Origin of the sequence: Aneurinibacillus terranovensis DSM 18919, from assembly GCF_000430625.1 — a bacterium.
GTDB lineage: Bacteria > Bacillota > Bacilli > Aneurinibacillales > Aneurinibacillaceae > Aneurinibacillus_B > Aneurinibacillus_B terranovensis.
In genome coordinates this window covers 162,396-184,975 of sequence record NZ_KE387171.1, presented here as the reverse complement: position 1 = coordinate 184,975, position 22,580 = coordinate 162,396, and the positions used below count along the sequence as shown (strand labels likewise).

The window sequence follows — 22,580 nt, the reverse complement described above, 5'->3', positions numbered from 1 at the left end:
GATTCTTGTAGAGGCCGATGAAATTCACTGACGTTGTCATAACTAGCGGTATATTTTTAGATAAAATATGTGTCGAAAGGAGGAATAAGAAGTGAATAAAATTGAATATTTTGAACACTTATTCGTGAAGGGTGTAAACGCCAAAATTCATCTTATTACCAAAGGGAATGAAAGCGGCATTCCGGTTATCTTCTTGCATGGCATCACGAGTTACAGCTATTCATTTATAAAAGTCCTAAATCTTATGCCGGAAAAGTATTATTCGCTGTCAATGGATATAAGGGGCAGGGGGCTGTCCGATTCGCCTAAAGAAGGTTACTTGTTAAAAGACTATACAGAGGACTTGCTGAATGTAGTTAACGCATTAGTAGATAATCCAGTTCCGCCGGTTTTGGTGGGTCATTCCATGGGAGCCAGAATTGCCGCCGCTTTCGGTAGTCGCTATTCATCTCTAATCTCCGGTATGGTATTAATTGACCCTCCAATTAATGGCCCAGGACAAAGAGAGATATACCCAAACCCGTTGTCTATGTTTATAAAACAAAAGGAGGCTGTTGACCAGGGTGATATGGAATTATTCCGGAGTTTTTTTCCTTCTTTCACGGAAGAACAAGTGGCCGAAAGAGCTGAAGAATATCGAAATAATAGTTTACAAGCCATCATTCAATCATATGAATCACTCTTAAGGGAGCCTTTCCAAGTGTTCATAAGAATGCTTTCTGCGCCTGCATTGCTTTTGGCTGCCGAGTTTGGAGATACGATTCGTGATAATGAATTAGAGGTGTTAAAGAGGCTCAATCCCCAAATGAAGGTGGAAAGGATCAAAGGTGTGGGACACATGGTATATAAGGATGATCCTGAACAAACTGCTAATTTTATTGTTTCTTTTATTGAAAAAACTATAAATCAATAAATCTATCAAATTGAAAGAGGTGTGTATATTGAACGCTGAGTTTGATGAAATGGTTGCTTTATTTAAAGATGAACTTGAGTTATGCAAATTAAAGCCGACAGAAACTATGGCAGTTTTAACTTCTGGAGAGATTAGGGCAGATTATGCAAAAGCATTTTTAAACGCTGCTTCCCAAATTGGTGCAAATGCTTTTGAATTGAAACTACCATCTGCCAACAGAGGCCATACAGGCTCATTCGGTATCACTCCTTTAACAGATAATCGAGTAGCTGTGGAATGCTTGAAAAAGGCAGATCTGGTCATTGACTTAGTTCTCCTTTTATTTTCAAAAGAACAGTTGGAGCTCCAAAACGAAGGCGTAAGAATATTGATGGTAGTCGAACCATTCGATGTTATCAAAAGAATGTTTCCAAAAGAAAGCGATAAGCAAAGGGTGCTTTATGCAACAGAGTTGTTAAGAAACGCTAAGGAACTAAGATTCACCAATCAGTCGGGTACGGACGTCAGATACCAGTTGGGACAATATCCAATCCTTATCGAATATGGTTTTGCCGATGAACCAGGAAAATGGGACCATTTACCAAGCTGTTTTTCTGCAACATCTTCCAACGATGGCGGAGTCGAGGGGATCGTCGTTATGGATAAAGGAGATATTTTGTTCCCCTTTAATCGGTATGTACAGGAGCCAATACATTTAACGATAAACAATGGGTATGTCACGAAGATAGAAGGTGGATTTGACGCCATGCTGATGAAGGAATATATGGACAGCTTTAAAGATCCTCGTGCTTATGCGATATCACATATTGGTTGGGGACTTAATGAGCGAGCGCAATGGCATAGTTTGGCGTTTGACAATCAGGTATTCGGAATGGATGGGCGAGCGTTTTATGGAAATGTCCTATTCTCGTTGGGTCCCAATTCCGAATTAGGAGGAAGCAACGATACCCCTTGCCATCTTGATTTACCTATGAAAAATTGTACATTATATCTCGACGACACGTTGATTGTTAAAGACGGAGATATTGTCATCGACGAGATGAAACCCGTTACATCACAGCATTACGAAGTGCATGGTAAAAAATAGCCCTATTGTAAATGTGTTGAAACTTCTATGCAGGGATTGCGCGAATTACAAATAAGTAAAACAACCATTAAATGGAGGGGTATATGTTGAGTGACAAAATGGGTTATCTTAAAGAGCATTCCCCGATTGAAACACGGGGTGTTGATATGATTCCGGAGAATGAGCGGAATTCTAAAGCATCAAATGTGTTTTATGTATTGTGCGGTTCGCAGTTTGCTTATGGAATTATGGCCATCGGTTCGCTGCCCATTGTGTTTGGGCTTGGATGGTGGGCTGCCTTCTGGGCATTAACCGTGGGGCTTGCGATTGGTTCATTGGTTATTGGGCCATTGGCTATTTTGTCACAGAGAACAGGTACCAATGGAGCGCTCGCTAGTGGAGCGCACTTTGGAGTTAAAGGTCGTGTGATCGGATCGATTCTTGACATCGTCATAGCGTTAGGATTTTACGGCTTAATGGTTTGGACTGGTGCTCAAGCCTTCGTTTCGGGTGGTCACAGGTTGTTTGGATGGTCACAAGGAAACGGCACTTTACTGATAGGGTGCATCATCATCAGCGCAGTAACCGCCACAGTGGCTATCATTGGCCATAAATTGGTGGTTTTGTTTGAAAAAATAGGAACTTGGTTTGTTGGAACCATTGTCATTTTATCTTTGTTTATATTTGGTTCACACTTTAACGCGAGTTATGAAGGGGGCAAATACCTATTAGAAAGCTTTTGGCCTACGTGGGTTCTCGCCATGATCACAGCCGCATCCGTTCCCATTTCTTATGCACCGTTTATTGGAGATTATAGCAGGTATGTTCCTAATCACAATAGTTCGACAAAGCTAACTTGGGCGACGTCTCTAGGAATGTTTGTGGGTTGCTGGTTAGCTATGGTACCTGCAGCATATATGATGTCAACGGTGAAAGATCTATCGACTCCCTTTGTTGAGGGCATCATCGATGGGTCTCCTATCTGGTGGGCTGCACCACTTATGGTTGCCGGGATATTTGGAAGTCTGCCAAACGGAAGCTTGTGTTTATACAGTGCCGGGCTTTCTCTCGAAACGATAGGGTGGACGCTTAAACGGGTTACGACCACAGTAATAATGGCCGTTATCGGGTTTATATTAGTGCTTATGGGCGTATATGTGTCCAATATGGTAGACCTTATAGATGCGTTCGTTATTATTATCATCGTTGGCGTGTCACCATGGTTAGCGATCAATCTTGTCGGCCACTTTTTAGTGAAGGGACGATATGAGCCTTTAGATCTACACATCAGTTCGCAGTCAAGTAGCTATTGGTACTCTGGTGGGTTTAACATTTACGCAATGGTTTCTTGGATTATTGGTGTCATTGTAGGATTGTTGTTCACAGGCACCAGCGTTTACACTGGCCCGCTCGTACATGCTGTTGGGGGCATAGATTTAAGTTTTACCTCATCCGCCATCGTTGGGGCCCTGTTGTATTACATGTTGGCAAAACTGTTTCACAATAGTTCAAAAGAGTTTAATGATGAGGCTATCAAAAACGTATAGTGTTGTTAACAAGAATGTTTTTAAACTTACAAAATCCTACCATTCCCAATGTTTCAGACACCTGTTGTATGGAAGGGGAATGCTAAGGGTATATCTTGTATAAAATATGCTATATTATCGAATATACCTCTGAATAAGCAGAGAAATAAGCATGAATACTATGCATAATAGTGAATTATGCGGATTCATGCTTGTTTTTTTCACTTCTCTTATAGCGATGAAACTGTGGGGGCGCGGAGAGCAGGCTCGCAGCGGAGCTCTCGAATATGCCGCCCTATCCCCGGAATTGCGCGATCAGGTTAGAGAGAATCTGCGCGAAAGAAACTGGGTGACCGGCGGATCAAGCCCATGGGTTGGCCCCATTACAGTAAAAGAAGAGAAGAAATTAAGCGAAACAGCCGTACAATACACGATTATCTACCCTGAAGTAACATCCGGGGGTGACAGCGGAACAGGCACGGAACAATTTGTTGTTGAAAAACTGCCTGTAAACGGTAAAGAAGGATGGTTTATTACGAAGGTGCTGCAGCCGAGCGATTATTATGGACCAGCTTTTAAAGCGGCAAAATGAAAAAAGAAAGAAACTTAAATAACATCCAATGATATACGAAGCATAGGATTTTCTCAACGTCAGAAAGCTGAGGCGAAAAACGCCACATGTCGGATGGGGGAGTCCTCAATTTTTATTGACCGGAAGGCTAAAATTTATTATATTTAAAGAGTATTTATTATTAAGAAAAATGTAAAGCTTTACAAAGGCTTTTGTTTCACAAATTGTAATGGCTTACACGTAACGCTCTTATTTTTTTAATGCATAATGTAAAGCTTTACAAAAGGGAGGATAAATCATATGGATTACAAAAAAGTGGCCCAGGAAGTTTTGGACGCGGTTGGCGGCAGTGAGAATGTTGCGGCTGCGGCGCACTGTGCTACACGGCTGCGCCTTGCCTTAAAAGATGAAGGGCAAGTTGACCAGGCGAAATTAGACAGCATGGATGCTGTTAAGGGGACATTCTCAACCGCAGGACAATTTCAGATTATCATAGGCTCAGGAACGGTAAATCAAGTATATAAGGAGTTCGCTGATCTCACCGGGATGACAGAAATGTCGACCGCTGATGTGAAGAGAGCCGGAGCAAAAAAGTTAAACCTTCTGCAGCAGTTTGTGAAAACGCTGTCCGATATTTTTGTGCCGATCATTCCGGCGATTGTTGCCGGTGGTTTATTAATGGGGATTAATAACCTGTTTACGGCTCAGAATTTTTTTGTAAAAGGTAAATCATTAATTCAAGCGTACCCGAATATTGCGGACTTGGCTGCAATGATAAACACGTTTGCCAATGCCGCCTTCGTATTTTTGCCGATTTTGATTGGTTTTTCCGCGACGAAGCGATTTGGCGGCAATGCGTTTTTAGGGGCTGCCCTTGGTATGTTAATGGTTCACCCCGACTTGTTAAATGGGTATAGTTATGGTGCAGCACTGGTAAAAGGGAATGTTCCGGCATGGCATATCTTTGGATTTAACATCGAAAAGGTTGGATATCAGGGAACCGTACTGCCTGTTCTCGTATCATCCTACATTCTGGCGAAAATAGAACAGGCACTCAGGAAGGTCGTCCCATCCTGGTTAGATAACTTAGTAACTCCTTTATTATCCATTTTCATTACAGGTGTTTTGACATTTACAATTGTGGGTCCTATCACACGTTCAGCAGGTAATTTGTTGACAGACGGCCTTGTTTGGCTCTATAACACAACCGGATTTATCGGCGGAGGTATATTTGGGCTATTCTATGCACCGATTGTTATTACCGGGATGCATAATAGCTTTATTGCAGTGGAGACGCAATTATTGGCCAATATTCCGAAAACAGGTGGCTCGTTTATTTTCCCAACAGCCGCAATGTCTAACGTAGCCCAAGGTGCAGCCACATTGGCAGTACTGTTAATTACAAAAAACGCCAAAATGAAGAGTATTGCTTCAGCGTCGGGGATCTCTGCCCTGCTTGGCATTACGGAGCCTGCTATGTTTGGGGTTAATTTAAAGCTCAAATATCCGTTTATCGGTGCGATTGTTGGTTCTGCTGTAGCATCCGCCTACTGTACGTTTTTTAAAGTAAAGGCCGTTGCCATGGGTGCAGCCGGGTTGCCGGGAATTATTTCGATTCGCCCTGATTGTATGCTGTATTATATTATCGGTATGGTCATTTCTTTTGTCGTTGCATTCGGATTTACGATTATTTTGTCCAGAAGATATGAAAAACGGAAAAATGCAGGTGAAGATAGCGGATTAGAAGTTGGATAACGGAGCAATACAGGAAAATCCCAGGATTCTCCTGTATTTTTTAAATAGTAAACAAAGAGCGGACAGGTTTTCTTTTCACCTATTTTCTTGATAGTGAGGGTAAACGAAATGGAATGGACAAATGAACAACGTTATCGGCGCATTGAAGATGTTGCCCGTGAAGAACTGGATGCATTAAAAATGCGGGTGGCTAACTGTTTGTGGCGGCAGACATTTCATATTCAACCGGAGACAGGATTATTAAATGATCCAAATGGATTTTCTTATTTTAATGGTGAATATCATTTGTTTTACCAGTGGTTCCCGCTAGGTCCGGTTCATGGATTGAAATACTGGTATCATATGAAATCAAAGGACCTGGTCCATTGGGATAATGGTAGAATAGGAATTGAACCGAAAGAGTATTTTGAAAGCCACGGTGTGTATTCAGGTAGTGCTCTGGAATATAACGGAAAGCTTTATCTGTTCTATACCGGCAATACGCGGGATGAGAACTGGATAAGACATCCATATCAGTGTATGGCGGTGATGGACAGACAAGGTAAGATTGCAAAATTTGCGGAGCCTGTCATCCGAAGTGTTCCCGCAGGGTATACGGATCATTTTCGCGACCCGAAGCTGTGGAAACAAGGGGATACATTCTATGCCGTAATTGGCGCTCAGCGTGTGAATAAAACCGGGTGTGCTGTACTGTACCGATCTCCTGACCTCACTCACTGGGAGTTCGTGGGTGAAATTGAAACCGGTTTACAAACCTTTGGATTCATGTGGGAATGCCCCGATTACTTTGAATTGGAAAACAACGGGATTCTTATGTTTTCTCCGCAGGGATTGCAGCCGGAAGGTGATTTTTATCAAAATATTTACCAATCCGGTTACCTGATGGGCGAAAAGATAAACCTTGAAACCCGGTGTTTTATTCACGGTGAATTTATTGAATTGGACAGGGGGTTTGATTTTTATGCGCCGCAAACGATGCTGGACCCGAACGGACGGCGCCTTTTGGTCGGATGGATGGGATTGCCTGATATTGAGACTCCGACTAGTGTAAATGGCTGGGCGCATTGTTTAACACTGCCCAGAGAACTGTCAATCAAAAATAATAAATTAATTCAACAGCCGATCCCGGAGTTGCAAACATTGCGTACACAAAAACAAGAGATGGAAGAAACGCTCAATAATGAAATCCAAGCATTTAATGGGTTCGAAGGTGCGGTGTATGAATTGATATGTGAGTTTCATAATAAGGATGCGGATGAGTTTGGCATACACCTGCGGGTAGGAGAAAAAGAAAAAACAATCATAAAGTTTGATTGGCTCAATAAAAAGGTGGTTTTTGACCGGAGCGATTCGGGAGAACCAGTGGCGGCGGAATATGGAACGGTAAGAAAATGCCGGCTGGAAGCGGAAAAAATAAAGTTTCACATTTTTGTTGATTCATCATCAGTAGAGATTTTTGTCAACGATGGGGAAGAAGTGTTTACAGGCAGGATATTTTCCAAACCAGAAAGCAGGAAGATTCAATTCTTTGCTATCGGCGGGGAGGCCCGCTTCAAAGCAATGAAATGGGATTATTAGTCACCCCCCTTCGTTTGTAGGCTTGTGTATAATGTTCCTAGTTATTTCAGTTACTTAGGAGGCATTAATGAAAAAAGACATTAACATAAAGGAAGTTGCGAGAAAATGCGGTGTGTCGATAGCGACCGTCTCACGGGTGTTCAACAACTCCGGGCCGGTGAAAGAGAGTACGCGTAAGAAAATAGAAAAGATCATTGAAGAAACGGGATACCGGCCTAATGTACTTGCCAGGGAACTGGCGGAAAAGAAAACGCATCTAGTTGGGATGATTGTTCACAGTATGATAGGGGAAGGCCTGCCACGTACGATCAATGGGGTAAACGATGTGCTTCAACAGCATGATTTTAATCTGCTCATTTCCTGTTCAAACGGCAGCTTTGAAAGCGAAATGAAACATTTTGAAATCTTTCGTTCGAAACGTGTGGAAGGCATTTTATTTGCGACACGGGAGTTTAAAAAAGAGCATAGTAAAATCATTAAAAAACTGCCCATCCCGGTCGTTGTGCTGTTGCAAAAAACCAGCCAAGAAAAAATTCCTTATGTTGCATTTGATAACTATAGGTTTGCTAAGGAAGCGACCAAACGGTTATTCGAACTTGGCCATTCAAAATTTGCCTTTATCGGAGGACCTGTTAATGCGACAAACGCTATCGAAAGACAGCAGGGGTTTGTACACGCACTTCTGGAAAGCGGATTGGAAGTTGAGGAAGCCCTTATAAAAAATGGAGATTACACCATCGAGGATGGTTACTGGAAAATGGAATCGCTCCTTTCTGAAAAGAAGGAACTAACCGCCGTTGTTGCGGTTAATGATGGGATGGCAATAGGGGCGATAAACTGTTTACAGGATCACGGTGTGAACGTACCCGATGAAATTTCTGTTCTGGGACTGGATGATACCGTATTAGCGAAAGCTTTACGCCTGAAACTATCCGGCGTCCATTATTCTTATACTGATCTGGGAAAAGTGGGCGCTGAAATTTTATTGAAGCAAATCGAATCAAATGAGTTGAAATTTGAAAAGCACTTGATTCCTTATACGATTCATTTAAGGGAAAGTGTTGCACGCGTAAAACCATCGGATGGACGGATGATAGGCAATATTTTTTCTCCGCAGTAAAGGCGGCAGCAATTTCAACTTTTGCAGGTGGATGAAAATCCTCTTCGCAAAAGGCAATAAAATGTAAAGCTTTACACAAGGAAGGTGTTTAGAATGAAAAAAGCGTGGTGGAAAGAGAGTGTCGTATATCAAATTTACCCAAGAAGCTTTATGGATAGCAACGGGGATGGAATCGGGGATATTCAAGGGATTATTTCCAGGCTGGATTATTTAAAAAAGCTTGGGATAGACGTTGTATGGTTATCTCCTGTCTACAAATCACCCAATGATGATAACGGGTACGATATTAGCGATTACCGGGACATAATGGATGAATTTGGTACCATGCAGGATTGGGAACACATGCTTGAAGAGATGCATAAACGAGGGATAAAATTGGTGATGGATTTAGTCGTTAACCACACATCGGATGAGCATCCATGGTTTGTTGAATCCCGCAAGTCAAAAGGCAGTCCGTATCGTGACTATTATATATGGCGTCCGGGTGTAGACGGAAAAGAGCCGACGGATTGGACTGCCTCATTCGGCGGCTCTTCCTGGCAGTATGATAACGCGACGGGAGAATACTATCTTCACATGTTTTCCAAAAAACAGCCGGATTTAAACTGGGAGAATCCCTCAGTTCGCCGAGAAATTTATGACATGATTAGATTTTGGCTGGATAAAGGTGTTGATGGTTTCCGGATGGATGTGATCAACATGATTTCTAAAAAAGAATTTCTCTCTTCCTATGAAGATTTCAAGAATGGAAACATCCATAATAAAGAATATCACCCAAATGGGGAACGGGTTCATGATTTTCTTCAAGAAATGAATCGGGAAGTTTTGTCAGCGTACGACATTTTAACCGTAGGGGAATGCCCCGGAGTGACCCCGGAGCAGGCCCGGTTGTATACTGCCGAAGAACGCCATGAATTAAATATGGTATTCCAGTTTGAACATATGAGCTTAGACAAACAACCAGGGAAAAGAAAGTGGGATCTAAAACCTCTCGACCTGCATGATTTAAAAGAAAACCTGACAAAATGGCAAAAAAGCCTGGGGGAACAAGGATGGAACAGCTTATACTGGAACAATCATGACCAGCCGCGAATTGTTTCAAGGTTTGGAAACGATAAGGAATATCGGACTGAATCGGCAAAAATGCTCGCTACACTGCTCCATATGATGCAGGGAACCCCATACATTTATCAGGGTGAAGAAATTGGAATGACAAATGTACGTTTTGAAACGATTGAGGAATATAAAGATATTGAAACGTCAAATATTTACAGGGATAGAGTGGACAAACAAGGCTTGAATCCAAAAGAAGTAATGGAATCAATTTATGCAAAAAGCCGTGATAATGGCAGAACTCCGATGCAGTGGACCAGCGGGCCGCATGCAGGTTTTACAACAGGAACGCCGTGGATTCGGGCCAATCCTAATTATAAAGAAATTAATGTGGCCCGGGCTTTAGAGGATGCAAACTCTGTGTTTTACCATTATAAAAAGTTAATTGAACTTCGTAAGCGGCATGAAATTATTGTGTATGGCTCCTATGATCTGATTTTAGAAGACCATGATTCAATATTCGCCTATACAAGAAAATTAGGAAAGGAAGAGCTTTTGGTCCTTAATAATTTCTATCAGCAAGAAACGGTCTTTACGCTGCCGCCAGACATTCAATTTCATTCGAAAGAGCTGCTAATAAGCAATTACACGGTCGATGTAAATCAGGATATAAAAGAGTTTCTCCTTCGTCCGTACGAATCGCGCGTATACAAATTATCTCGTTAAGTTGTGCTCTCTTAACTCAAGATCCACGGTGTGCCGAATGAATAAAATTGCATTTGGAAGAATGCATAAAAGGGTAGGAGGGTGATACAAATGGACAATCTTGAACAAATATACAACCGGTATAAAAGCGAGAGCGAGCAGCAAGCGTTCCAGGAAGCTAATCAGCAGGCAGCTGGGCCCTTTTTAGGACAGCCCCTTTTTTTTTCTTTTTCCAAGTAACCGTGATGGTTATTTTTTCATATATAGAATTAAAAAGGAGGAATGAGTTTTGAGCGATTCGAATAGTATGAAACAGTTGGATGATATTACATTCGATATAGCCAAAATATTAGTTTCAGACGTATTAAATAAATATGAAATTACACCGGATAAAAAAACCAATCTCTCGGAAGAACAAAAGCAAGAAATAATAACATTGGTTGAAAACCTGAAAAAACAGGTGGACGAGTTTTTGCATGCACATAATACCCGGTTGGTTGAGTTAGATGCCAGTTCAGAGAAGCAATGATAAAAAGAAAGCAGCCGTAGACGAACCGCGTCACGGCTACTTTCTTTTTATGCGTATAGACATCCATGCCGCTAACGCAACACCAACAGATGATGAAATAAAGTTATTTCAAGATAGGAAAGTATAACTTTCCTATACGCATAAGTGCAACTAAGGCTATCATCTGCGCCTTCGGTTTGGCGCTAGCCAAGTTTTCTTTAATAAGGCAAGGTACGATTGCGTAGAGAACTGTCTATACAAAAGCGAAAATTGTACACTTATAAGCTGAAAAGGAGATAGATAATAAATGTCTAAAAAAGTAAGAAAATCGGGCAGGCACCACCGAAACGAATCTAAAAGGATTCGTGCATTAGATAAAAGTGGTGTTCATCCGTTGGAACATGCCAACGCTGCAATTGAACAGAAAGCTATCGCACTCGCCGATACCCTGCAAAAATCCGAGGAAGCTATTATTATTAAAGACTCTTGTGATATAACAGTAACGACTACAGATACACAAGCGGCAGTAAATCTTCAGGCAGCACTGCAGGTTGCAATTACCGCTATTGTAAGTGTTTCAATTGCAAGCAGTGAAAGAGGGGCACAAATCATACAGGAGCTTCTCCAGAAAACGCAAATGAAACAAATCAGTCATCAAAAGACGTATATCGCAAATTCACGCGGCGTTAGTGTAACGGCAACAAATCTAGACATTGCGGCCAATATCCGGCTCTTAATTCAGGTATTAATGGCCCTAATTGTAAAGCTTGATATTTTATCGACTTTTTAAAGTAAACCGTAGATGAGGCCCCTTCCTGTTTAGGAAAGGGCTTCAATCTACATCCCTGTCACGCCAGCCTGAATATCAACTGTCACGCCAGCAGGTAAAGATTAAACAACAAGATTAACGACCGGTAAAATGTTCAATCGCGTATTGCACGCCGTGCTCGTCGTTTATTTTAGTCGTGAAGCGGCAAATGTTTTTTATTTCATCGACGGCATTTCCCATGGCCACACCGATCCCGGCTGTTTGCAGCATGGTTAAGTCATTCATGTTATCCCCGATTGCCATCGTTTTCTTCAGGGGAATGTGATAATAATCGGCTATCTTACGCAATGCATTTCCTTTGTGGGCTTCTGTATTCGTGATTTCAATATTGTGGTAGGCCGAAGAGCTAATAAACAAATCGCTCATGCCTGTTAATTTGGAACGTATCTCCGTTAATTTTTTTTCATCCAGAGAAAAAGTTAAAATTTTATAGATTTCAAGGTCTTCCCTGGATAATACCTCATCAAAACTTTTAACAAAATGAAGCAGAGCCTGCTGATTTTGCTTCTCAACAGCATTCAATAGTTGGTTTGCGTTTTGTTCGGAATTAATACTTTTAACATAATCCACTTCTACCATTAATTTTTGCTTCACATCATCGGTCGTGTATGTACCATAGTTTGTATAGATTTCACAGTATATATATTTTTCATGCAGGATCGTAAGAATCTCGTGAACGGTGTTCAAACTCAAAGGAGTACTATCCACTTTTGTTCCATCTTCTAAAAAAATGGCCGCCCCGTTCACGCTAATGATTGGACATATCAATTCAGCCTGTTCGAGCCTTATTTTTGCGCTATCCAAGGATCTTCCCGTTGCAATGACGACTTTAATTCCTTTTTGTTGCACTTCTTTAATAGCGTGAGCGTTTTCCTTGCTAATTTCCCCCCGGCTGGTGAGTAGCGTTCCATCCATATCCAATGCAATTAATTCCATCTCCCGCTGCCCCTTTCCATATTTGTATGTTCTCCCGGTACTACCATCATTTCAATTTCATGTTGATGTAAGATGTCAGCAATGTCTCCATCGGGTTCCCGGTCCGTGATGATCAGATCGATATCGTCAAGACTGGCAACGCGGTAAAATAATTTTTTGCCGAATTTTGAGTGATCGGCTAGAACGATGACCTGGTCGGCCCGTTTAATCATTTCTCTCTTTACATTCCCATCCTCTTCATGAGGGTAAGAAAGGCCCTCGGCAGTAATCCCGCAGGCTCCGAGGAACAACTTATCGACTTGATAATCGGCTAACATCGCAATCGTCTGTGCACCGCATACATGGCGGTGTTCACTATTCAGTTTGCCCCCGAGCAAATGGATGGACACCTGTTTTTTACTCGTGAGAATTCCGGCGATGTCAATTGAATTGGTGACAACAACATTATTTTCTGAGCAGAAGTATTCCGCTGCGAATTGTACCGTCGTAGATGCATCCATAATGATGTAATCACCGTTTTTTATCAAGGAAGCAGCGGTTCTTCCGATTGCTCGCTTTCCTGTCGATTCGAACAGCAAGCGTTCTTTATAATTGTTGATTTCCTTTGTAAGAGTGGGCAGTATCGCGCCTCCGCGGGTTCGCACAATCGCGCCCTGTTCTTCCAGTTTTACAATGTCACGCCGGGCTGTATCGCGGGAGACGCCAAACAAATGACAAATCTCCTGAACACTTACCCGGTGATGTTGTTTTATATGCTGTAAAATCGCAAGCAGCCGTTCTTCCTGGTACATTTATTTTGCTTCACCTCCGCTCTGTTTGCGGTAAGTCTTTATGATTATTATAAGTAAAAAGCAAGATGTTGACAATCATTTGTAAGTATTTATAAGTAAACATAAGTGATTAGTATAATCGCGTTGCGAAAACTCAAACCATTTCATTGAGTCTAATTAAAATATATAGTAAAATTATACTATTAGTTAGCGTTCATTTTACTTATAATCAACATTTCAGGAATCTTTTTATAACATAAGACCTACTGATATGTGAGAAACCTCACTGTTAGCAGAGTTACAGGTGAGGTAAAAGTTTGTCCGGAATTGATGCTGCATATTGAGGAAGTTTTTAACTCTCTGGTGGACGATCAAACGGTTCGCGAAACTTATTTACATGCTTTACAGGTTGCTGTTCTCTCGATTGCGACGGGAGTGCAGATGGAATTGGATAGAGAGCAGTTAATTAATCTTGGAAAACTTACTTTCTTACTAAAGGAGATTCATGTAAATGTGATTCGACAATTAACCCTAAAAAATTCATTTTTTAAACATGTTAAAAATGCCTAAAATGGTCCGAATCATATATAATTAAACTGAAAATATAGATAAAAAGTAGTAGATGCCAGAACAGGAGTGAGGAGAATGTACCCCCGTAAATGGATTTCAGGGATTCTGGTATCGGTTTTTTTTCTAACAGGATGCAGTACAAGCCAATCAACTCAGATAAAAGAAATGAACCGGGGATCCCTGCCTGTTATCAAAGTAATTGGAGACTCTGAGCAGGCTCTTGCTGCCTTTCGGATTCAGGAGCCTTCTATCCAAAAGAAATTCGGTGTTCGGCTCGAATACCACTATCCTCAGCGATTAAGCGATAATCTTGAGGATTTTCTGTTTGCCAGCCATGATAGCTATGATATCTACGTGCTTTTTCCTGCGAAAATTCCTCAATATGTTGAGCGCAACATGCTGCTTCCGCTCGATCGCTTCACCGCTCACGATCCGACGCTTAATGATGTGATGCCCATCTACCGCAAACTTTACATGAATTATGCCAATCACGATTACGGTATGGTCTATGACGGAGATGCGCATTTATTATTCTACCGAAAAGATATATTCGACCGGTTTAAAGATGAATACCGGCAAAAATACGGCCAGGATCTTCGTCCTCCCCGGACATGGAAAGAATACGACCGGATAGCCCGGTTTTTAACGCGCGATTTGGATGGTGACGGGAAAATCGATATATACGGAACGGCTTCTTTTGGCGGAGATGCTAAACGATACATTTGGTTTGCTGAACGGTATTTATCGATGGGGGGCAGGTATTTTGATGAAAAAATGAACCCATTAATCGACCAGCCGAAGGGCGTTCAGGCGCTGAAAGACTGGATAAACCTTAAGGATAGCGGGGCAACGCCGCCAGAGGCTATGTACGACTGGATTGATCTTAATAACGCATTTCTGCATGGCAAAACAGCCATGGTGGTCCAGTGGAGCGATACGTCCCGTTTTTCATTTGATAAAGCGCATTGGGGGTCACAAATTGAAGGCAAAGTTGGCTGGACGCTGGTTCCCGGTGAAAATCCAGGATCGCCGCGGGGCGGTGTATGGATCGGGCGCGTACTCGCCATTTCAAGCCAATCGAAGCAGCCGGACAAGGCCTGGCAGATTATTCAGTACCTTACCTCTCCTGAAATAAGCAAACAGGCTGTTACTTCTCTCGACACCATCAATGATCCATACCGCCAAAGCCATTTTACCATCCAGGGAAAAGGGGCCTTTCCCAGTGCGGAAATTAACCGGGATTTTCTGGCTACCGTTAAACAAAGCCTTTTGAATACGAATGCGGATCTAATGATTCCGGGTGGATGGGAATATATGCAGGTTTTGGACCGTAATATTGGGCTTGCCCTCATTCATAAATTAAGCCCGGAACAAGCTCTTCGCTCCACTGTAGCTGAGTGGAACAAAATCACTGACAAATATGGCCGTGCCGAGCAGGAAAAGCATTACGAGCGGTGGCTGCGCTGTTTAGAGGAGGTAAGGCAAAAATGAAATGGTCTAACCATTTCGCCTTTCGCTTATGGATAGCGATTAACACATTAATCGTTACAGGTGTCATATTGCTGGGCGGGCTTTATTTATGGATGGAATCGAGACATCTTGAGGGCTTTTTGCGAAACGAAGGCATAACTGCCGCGAATTTCCTAAGTTCTGCCATCGGTCTTGATATGATGAAGGGAAATTATGACCAGATCAGCCCGCTTGTGTATTCGCTTCTCGACCAGCCAAATGTTCAATACGTCATTGTCCGGGATACGGCCGGAACGGTTGTAAACCAGAAAGGTGAAACAATCACAACCAATCCTTTTCTTGTTGAGAAAGTTCCCATTCTCTATTTTCAAAAAAGGGTAGGACAAATCGAGATAGCGCTGCGTACGGATACGCTTAAGCAGCAGCGAACAACACTTTTTATTTATACCCTGATTGTTTCTGTCGTTACTTCTCTGCTCGCGGCCCTGCTGTCCTATTTCGCCAGCCGGAGATTAAGTGCGCCCTTGAAAAATTTAATTGATGCAACAAGGCAAATGATAAAGGGAGAACGAAATATTGTAGTTCTTGAGAAAGGCACGACAGAAATTCATGAATTATCCGTTTCTTTTAATCAGATGGCCGAAACAATTGCCAGCCATGAAAATATTTTGATGGAAGAGATAACGCGGGCGACACAGAAGCTGTCGGAAAAAGTAAAAATGTTGGAGACGATGAGGGAAATCTCACGTACGGTAATAGAGAACGATTTCAACCGCAGGGAGGTCATAGGTGCGATTCTTTCTCAAATCGCGCAATTTATCCCGACCGATAAGCTTTCCCTTGCACTTTATAATGAGTTCGAGAATGATTTTGTCTATCTATACATATTGACTGGCAATGGAACGATAGAAAAAACAACGATTGCTTTAGCAGATACGCCAATAAGCATGGTTATTAAGAATAAAATGCCATTTATTCGCAATAGCATGATGTCTGCTGAGCTCTTCCCGCGGGAACATGTTTTGGTAAGTGAAGGCGTACGTTCCACGTTGATACTCCCTTTAATTACAGGCAGTAGAGTAATTGGCACCTTAAATCTTGGCAGCTGTCACATTGATTTTTATGATGACAAAAAACGCACAGAGGTCATGGCTTTTACGAACCAGATCGCGATTGTTCTGGACAGAGCCACGGCACTTGAATCTCTCCAGCGGTCTGCTTACTATGATTATTTAACCGGTCTGCCGAATTACCGCTTATTTAAAGAACGTTTGGTTGAAGTTCTGAAACGGGCAAAAGAACACCCGGAGCAGCAGCTCGCGGTACTCTTTTTGGATTTAGACCGCTTTAAGTCAATTAATGATTCACTTGGTCATGAGTTTGGCGATCTTGTCCTCAAACATGTAGCGGGGGTGCTCACATCGTGCCTGCAGGAAAAAGCTATGATTTCAAGAATGGGAGGGGATGAATTCACTATACTCCTTCCCGCAATCTCGGATGCAAAGGAAGCGATTGATACTGCAGAAGAAATTTTGCGTTGCTTTAATCAACCATGGATTCTGGAAGGGTATGAACTGGCGGTAAACGCAAGCATTGGTATCGCTTTTTACCCCGCAGACGGAGAAGACGCGGAGACGTTGATTAAGCGGGCGGATACAGCCATGTACAGGGTTAAGGATCAGGGGAAAAACAACTACACGATATACAATCCTGTTCATAACGACCCTTCATTTGAACAGATGATTCTGGAGAACGACTTGCGCAAAGCGCTTGAACGCAATGAATTTATCGTGTACTATCAACCGAAGATTAATGTGCAGAATGGTCAAATTTCCGGCTTGGAAGCGCTTGTCCGTTGGAATCACCCTGAACGCGGACTTGTACTTCCTGGAGAGTTTATCCCGCTTGCGGAAGAAACAGGGCTTATCGTTCCTATCGGTGAATTCGTGCTCCGAACCGCATGCCGGCAAAGCAAGGCCTGGATACGGGCAGGCTTCCCGGCGTTTCCTGTTGCCGTTAATCTCTCAACGCGCCAGTTTCTGAAATCGCATCTTGTTCAAACAGTCGAAGAGATATTAAGGGAGACGGAGCTGGATCCGGCTTTACTCGAATTGGAGATCACGGAGAGCATGACGATAGATATTAATAACATCGTTAAAGTTCTCTTTGAATTAAGGAAACTGGGGGTAAAAATCAGCGTTGATGATTTCGGAACCGGATACAGTTCATTAAACTATTTGCAAAAGCTACCAATTGATCGTCTGAAAATTGATCGTTCCTTTATCCGGGATATAACAGCCAATCCAAACAATGCAGCGATCGTAACGGCCATTATTACGATGGCGCTCAACATGCAATTAAAAGTAACCGCTGAAGGGGTGGAAACGAAGAGCCAGGCGGTATTTTTACAGGAGAATCATTGCGATGAAATACAGGGATACTATTTTAGTCACCCCTTAAGCGCGGAAGAACTGGAAAACGTGTTTTCCAGCTTGCAGGAAGTTGCGGCTTGCTGGGTAAGAGACTAGGCCTTTTCTTCTTTCTTTCATTAAATTTTAATTCCTGTCATTTAAAATAATCCCAAATGAATTGAAAAAAGGGATGTATGAATGTGAGAGGACGGCCCGATTTTTTGCTTTTTAGTCTGACGATACTTTTGGTAGGTTTCGGTGTTGTCATGGTCTACAGCGCGAGTTCTATTTTTGCTTATATTCACAACAACAACTCCGCTTATTACATGCAGAGGCAGTGCATATGGGGGATTTTGGGGTTGATTAGTATGATTCTCGTGATGAATATCCCCTATAGATTTTATAAGAAAAATTTTTTTATCATTATGATCGTGACCTTTTTTATTTTATTTGCCACGTTAATTCCCGGCATCGGATCCGTACATAAGGGGGCACGCAGCTGGCTGGATTTCGGCCCTGTTTCACTCGAACCGGCGGAACTGGCCAAATTGGCTATTGTCATTTATCTCTCGGGAATGATCGCTAAAAAAGGCGAACGATTTCGTGAGTTTAAAAGAGGGTTGCTGCCAGCTATGGCTGTGGTGGCGCTGTTTTTTATTGCGATTGCTTTACAACCCGCTTTTGGGATGGCGGGAATTTTTATCATTACTGCCGGCACGGTCATTTACAGCGGTGGAGCAAATTTGAAGCATCTGGCCTACATGGTTGTCCCGGTTGCCGTATTTAGTGTGATTTATACAGTCATATCTCCGTACCGCTGGGAACGGATTATCAATTTCAGCAATCCTTGGAACGACGGCTTTAATGGCCTTGGAAATGGATACCAACTGGTCCATTCATATTTCGCGCTGGCGGACGGCGGAATTGGAGGCATGGGTCTCGGGAAAAGTATAGAAAAATACCTGTATCTTCCTGAAGTGCAAACAGATTTTATTTTTGCCATCATTGGAGAAGAGCTTGGATTTATCGGCATTACATTATTTCTGCTGGTGTATTTATTTTTCCTGTGGAGGGTGCTAGTGATTGCACTGCGGGTGGACGACACATTTGCAAAGCTTGTAGGGATCGGGATCGTCAGCATGACATTTATTCAGGCGTTTATCAATATTGGCGGTACGGAGGGGCTGATTCCCATCACCGGTGTCCCGCTCCCTTTTATAAGTTACGGGGGCACGTCTTTATTGCTGTATATGACAAGCATTGGGATCGTATTAAATATTTCCCGGGATATGTATAAGAAAAAAATGAAAAAAACAGGGATAGAGCATGCGGCTAAAGTATAGACTTCTTTCCTTTCTCAAATCAAGAAAACTCGTGAGCGCAGTCTGCTCACGAGTTTTCTTGATCATTTGTTTACTCTCATTTTAATATAGATGGAATTATCACCGTTCTTGCCGGTTGCCCCCGTGGAAGAGGTTTTATTAGGCATGGTATCACCAAATTTAATTTGCAGTAGTTCACCTAAAACCAAAGCCATGATGTAGGAGACATCGTTACTTTTATGTAAGCTTCCTATCATGCGGGTAACTTTTATCGCCCCGTATGTCGCCATATATTTCTTAATCAGCCACCTGGCTTCCATGGTTGTCTCTTCGCCGGAGACTTCCTCAAAATAATTGATTATATCTTCTTCTTCCTGCGAGGGAATATGCCCGTATCCGTGTTTCAGCCACTGGCGCAGCATACCGCACACATAAGGAAAGTTTCGTTTATGGCTGTCTTTTTTTGACGTCACATGAAACGCTTCAACCATCCATTCAAAAGCCGGCACATCCCGATTAAGTAAAATGTGATAGTAATCTGCAATTCCGTCTTTAATCTCCATCGTCACCGTTTGAGAATCCATCAGTTCTTTAAAAATATCAGCCAGCAATTCAATAGCTTCATTGTCATTCGCGGGTTTTCCGTATCTTCGTATATAATAATCGCTGACTTCAAAACCCTGGTTATTTTTCATTTTTACATCACTCCTATTAAAACTATGAAACTATCACTAGTATTGGCTTTTTTATGAAAAATAAACCTTTTTTATCCACTAAAGAAAACAGACCGCCCTTTTCATTGTAAGGAAACGGTCTATATTCATCGTTACCATCGTTAGTCGTCGATGCGTGTAAATTCCCGATGTACGATGTGGTTTGGGTTAAGATTTAGTTCGAAATATACATCGGCTTTATATGTAAAAGTTGTTTTTGATTTTAGGTGCAATAAAAGGGGTTCAAGCAATATCATCACCTGTATCACTATCAGGATCAGATTTAACAGAAGGTAACCAGACGTTAAATATGGTTCCTGAACCTTGTTTGCTTTCGACACGAATCGAGCCGCCGTGGATGTCGATAATCGATTTCGTGATAGCGAGCCCCAATCCCGACCCGCCATTTTTTCTCGCACGGGATGAATCTATTCGATAGAAACGCTCGAATAAATGAGGCAAATGCTCTTCGGGAATCCCGAATCCATTATCCTGAAGAGACAAGATGATCCCATCAGAAGCCAATTGTAAAGAGAGGTGAATTTCCCCTTCTTTCGGATCGGTGTGCTGCACGGCATTGTGAAACAGGTTTAGGATGACCTGCTTAATCCGGTCCTCATCGAACACAGACGTGGCGCCGGGAGCTATGGAAAAGTGAACACGTCTTTCTCCTGCCAGCAGTAGGAGCTGCGATTCCATTTCATGAACGACAAGGTCCAATCGCCCTTCCTTCATCTGAAAGGACGGTGCCCGGTCTACCCGGGCCAAAAACAGAAGGTCGCCAACCAGCTTATTCAGACGTTCCGATTCGCCATACATGCTGTTGAGCGCTTTTCTAAGCTGATCCGGATTGTCGGCTGCACCCCGCAGTAGTACTTCCAAAAAACCGTGTATAGATGTTAAAGGTGTGCGAAGCTCGTGTGAAGCATCGGCAATAAACTGGCGCATTCGTTCCTTCGCCTCTTTTTCGGCTGTAAAAGAGGATTCAAGTCTTTCCAACATGCCATTAAAGGAAGTGGACAGGCGGTCGATTTCGATTTGCCCTTGATCGGTTGGCAGCCGCTCATCTAAATTCCCGGCATTAATTTGTTCTACGGTATCCACGATATGTGATAACGGGATCAGCGTTCGCTGCAAAGTGGGCAAAAATGCGAAGAGGCCAACTATCAGCGCAGCCAGCGAAAGAGATACGTAGGTTACCAGCTCCCGGACAAGTACATCCTGCAACGGTCTGACAAGTGTGCTTAGCTGCACAATACCCAATGGCGCTCCGTGTATTCCTATGGGCTGCAGCACGACTAACTGGCTTTCTCCGCTGGCATCTTTTACGATGTTGTAGTTCAGGCTTTTCCCGTCCTGGTTTAACACGTCCTCATACGTTTGCGCAGGCAGCCGCGGGACTGGCGGATGGTCCAGGTTTTCGAACAGATCATACACATTGCCGTCCGTATCGACAAATGCGGCTGTTGAAGCGGGATTGTATAAAGGAAAGAGCGAAGGCAGGCTTACGATCTTCCAATTTTCCCCGATCTGTTCCCATACCGGATATGGAATAGAGCGCATTTGATTCCTCATGCTGTCCGCTTTATTCACGTACAAAAAGTGACGCATCAGGACATACTGAAAAATGCCGACAAGCAGCAGGAGGACGGACAGAATGAAGAAAGAACGAAATAACAGCTGTAAGCGTAGAGAATGGGGCATAAAGAAACGCCGCAGGCGATCTCGTATAACATTTTTCATAAAAAGTCGACCCGATAACCTGCACCGCGGATGGTGCGAATTAATTGATGTTCCGAGTCATTGAGTTTATCCCTTAACGATCGGATATACACTTCTACAATATTTTTTTCCCCACCAAAATCGTATCCCCATACCCGATCCAAAATGGTTGACTTGCTGAGCACAAGCCCGTGATTGATGACGAGGAATTTGAGCAACTCATATTCGGTTGGAGAAAGTTCAAGTACACTGTTATTGTAGCGAATTTCCATGCGTCCATCATCAATGCGAAAAGGCCCGATTGCCACTTCACTTAATAATTGGGGAAACTGGTTTCGCAACCTGGCGTGTATGCGGGCCAACAGTTCCTCAAAGCTAAACGGTTTTATCATATAATCGTCGGCGCCGAGTTCTAACCCTTTGACCCGGTCTTCCACTTCGTCTCTAGCCGTTAACATAATAACAGAGGTATTCTCCACTTTTTTCAACATGCGGCATACTTCAAACCCGTCCATGCCTGGCATCATTACATCAAGTACCACGACATGCGGATGAAACTGCTTGGCCAAATTCACTGCGGTTACACCGTCATGGGCGGTAAGTACTTGAAATCCCTCATTTTGCAGCCCAAATTCCAAAAACTGAACGATATTTGGTTCATCGTCTACGATTAGTATTTTAATTTCCTTGGTCTGCCGCATTTCGATCACCTCTGCTTCATGTAACACGAATAGATTTGTGTTTGTAAAAAACGCAGGCAACTGCCGCTATTGTTACCCCTCACACTGTAGGAGTGATGACAATCTATTTTATTATAAATGATCGACCTGAGAATATTCTAAATGGCGACTGAAAATTCACTTAACGTTACTGGGTGATTTTGTAGCTAACTGCAATCAGCAGCATTGTAGCAAGGCTTATAATGGTTCCATAGATCGGAGAAGTTATGACAACACCGATAAAGATAAGAATAAAACAGATAAGGGCAAACAAAGACGTAGCCGGAAGTGCCCTGACATGATTTCTCACTCATAACTGGTCT

General features: G+C 42.6%; 21 protein-coding genes. 15 read left to right on the top strand and 6 right to left on the bottom strand.

Features of this window, described 5'->3' with window-relative positions:
* Nucleotides 1–91 precede the first annotated feature (91 nt).
* The 11 genes from H525_RS0116465 (at nt 92) to H525_RS0116415 (ending at nt 11,585) form a co-directional block, all read left to right on the top strand.
* Complete coding sequence (locus H525_RS0116465) at nt 92–913, top strand: alpha/beta fold hydrolase (RefSeq protein WP_027417077.1); 822 nt, start codon at nt 92–94, stop codon at nt 911–913.
* A gap of 28 nt (nt 914–941) precedes the next feature.
* The gene (locus H525_RS0116460) at nt 942–2,000 is read left to right on the top strand and encodes a 2,5-dihydroxypyridine 5,6-dioxygenase NicX family protein (RefSeq protein WP_027417076.1); all 1,059 of its coding nucleotides are present in this window, start codon (nt 942–944) and stop codon (nt 1,998–2,000) included.
* A gap of 83 nt (nt 2,001–2,083) precedes the next feature.
* Nucleotides 2,084–3,526, top strand: a complete 1,443-nt coding sequence (locus H525_RS24485; RefSeq protein WP_051331108.1) for a purine-cytosine permease family protein — start codon at nt 2,084–2,086, stop codon at nt 3,524–3,526.
* Nucleotides 3,527–3,677: 151 nt separating this feature from the next.
* Nucleotides 3,678–4,097, top strand: a complete 420-nt coding sequence (locus tag H525_RS24480) for a hypothetical protein (protein ID WP_051331107.1) — start codon at nt 3,678–3,680, stop codon at nt 4,095–4,097.
* Between the two features lie 279 nt (nt 4,098–4,376).
* Entirely contained in the window at nt 4,377–5,831 is a 1,455-nt protein-coding gene (locus H525_RS0116445) for a sucrose-specific PTS transporter subunit IIBC (RefSeq protein WP_027417075.1), read from the top strand.
* Nucleotides 5,832–5,939: 108 nt separating this feature from the next.
* Complete coding sequence (locus tag H525_RS0116440; RefSeq protein WP_027417074.1) at nt 5,940–7,409, top strand: glycoside hydrolase family 32 protein; 1,470 nt, start codon at nt 5,940–5,942, stop codon at nt 7,407–7,409.
* Between the two features lie 67 nt (nt 7,410–7,476).
* On the top strand, nt 7,477–8,529 hold the full coding sequence (locus H525_RS0116435) for a LacI family DNA-binding transcriptional regulator (RefSeq protein WP_027417073.1): 1,053 nt from the start codon (nt 7,477–7,479) through the stop codon (nt 8,527–8,529).
* A gap of 93 nt (nt 8,530–8,622) precedes the next feature.
* Nucleotides 8,623–10,308, top strand: a complete 1,686-nt coding sequence (locus H525_RS0116430; protein ID WP_027417072.1) for a glycoside hydrolase family 13 protein — start codon at nt 8,623–8,625, stop codon at nt 10,306–10,308.
* Between the two features lie 90 nt (nt 10,309–10,398).
* Complete coding sequence (locus H525_RS29065; RefSeq protein WP_281172633.1) at nt 10,399–10,527, top strand: hypothetical protein; 129 nt, start codon at nt 10,399–10,401, stop codon at nt 10,525–10,527.
* 49 nt (nt 10,528–10,576) lie between these two features.
* Nucleotides 10,577–10,816, top strand: a complete 240-nt coding sequence (locus H525_RS24475; RefSeq protein ID WP_035101619.1) for a hypothetical protein — start codon at nt 10,577–10,579, stop codon at nt 10,814–10,816.
* A gap of 286 nt (nt 10,817–11,102) precedes the next feature.
* A complete protein-coding gene (locus tag H525_RS0116415) occupies nt 11,103–11,585 on the top strand; it encodes a spore coat protein (protein WP_027417071.1) in 483 nt (160 codons plus the stop codon).
* 114 nt (nt 11,586–11,699) lie between these two features.
* Here H525_RS0116415 and H525_RS0116410 read toward each other — a convergent pair whose 3' ends face one another.
* Both H525_RS0116410 and H525_RS0116405 read right to left on the bottom strand, forming a co-directional pair.
* Entirely contained in the window at nt 11,700–12,560 is an 861-nt protein-coding gene (locus H525_RS0116410) for a Cof-type HAD-IIB family hydrolase (RefSeq protein WP_027417070.1), read from the bottom strand.
* Entirely contained in the window at nt 12,551–13,351 is an 801-nt protein-coding gene (locus tag H525_RS0116405) for a DeoR/GlpR family DNA-binding transcription regulator (protein ID WP_027417069.1), read from the bottom strand. Before H525_RS0116405 ends, H525_RS0116410 begins: the two co-directional genes overlap by 10 nt.
* 309 nt (nt 13,352–13,660) lie before the next feature.
* Here H525_RS0116405 and H525_RS0116400 point away from each other — a divergent pair, with 309 nt between their 5' ends.
* From H525_RS0116400 to ftsW, 4 genes are all read left to right on the top strand, one after another.
* The gene (locus H525_RS0116400; RefSeq protein WP_027417068.1) at nt 13,661–13,900 is read left to right on the top strand and encodes a hypothetical protein; all 240 of its coding nucleotides are present in this window, start codon (nt 13,661–13,663) and stop codon (nt 13,898–13,900) included.
* 75 nt (nt 13,901–13,975) lie between these two features.
* Nucleotides 13,976–15,391, top strand: coding sequence for an extracellular solute-binding protein (locus H525_RS0116395; protein ID WP_027417067.1), 1,416 nt, complete (start codon nt 13,976–13,978; stop codon nt 15,389–15,391).
* A complete protein-coding gene (locus tag H525_RS0116390; RefSeq protein ID WP_027417066.1) occupies nt 15,388–17,898 on the top strand; it encodes an EAL domain-containing protein in 2,511 nt (836 codons plus the stop codon). The genes H525_RS0116395 and H525_RS0116390 overlap by 4 nt, the downstream gene beginning before the upstream one ends.
* A gap of 77 nt (nt 17,899–17,975) precedes the next feature.
* Entirely contained in the window at nt 17,976–19,124 is a 1,149-nt protein-coding gene (ftsW, locus tag H525_RS0116385; RefSeq protein ID WP_027417065.1) for a putative lipid II flippase FtsW, read from the top strand.
* Nucleotides 19,125–19,186: 62 nt separating this feature from the next.
* On the opposite strand, the gene H525_RS0116380 is transcribed toward ftsW, so the two are convergent.
* The 4 genes from H525_RS0116380 to H525_RS27510 all read right to left on the bottom strand — a co-directional run bounded on the left by H525_RS0116380 (nt 19,187) and on the right by H525_RS27510 (nt 22,567).
* Complete coding sequence (locus H525_RS0116380) at nt 19,187–19,798, bottom strand: hypothetical protein (RefSeq protein ID WP_027417064.1); 612 nt, start codon at nt 19,796–19,798, stop codon at nt 19,187–19,189.
* 261 nt (nt 19,799–20,059) lie between these two features.
* Nucleotides 20,060–21,559 (bottom strand): sensor histidine kinase, encoded by a 1,500-nt coding sequence (locus tag H525_RS24470; protein WP_035101617.1) that lies wholly within the window; start codon nt 21,557–21,559, stop codon nt 20,060–20,062.
* Nucleotides 21,556–22,239, bottom strand: a complete 684-nt coding sequence (locus H525_RS0116370) for a response regulator transcription factor (RefSeq protein WP_027417063.1) — start codon at nt 22,237–22,239, stop codon at nt 21,556–21,558. Before H525_RS0116370 ends, H525_RS24470 begins: the two co-directional genes overlap by 4 nt.
* Nucleotides 22,240–22,405: 166 nt before the next feature.
* The gene (locus H525_RS27510; RefSeq protein ID WP_155837370.1) at nt 22,406–22,567 is read right to left on the bottom strand and encodes a hypothetical protein; all 162 of its coding nucleotides are present in this window, start codon (nt 22,565–22,567) and stop codon (nt 22,406–22,408) included.
* Between the last annotated feature and the right edge of the window lie 13 nt (nt 22,568–22,580).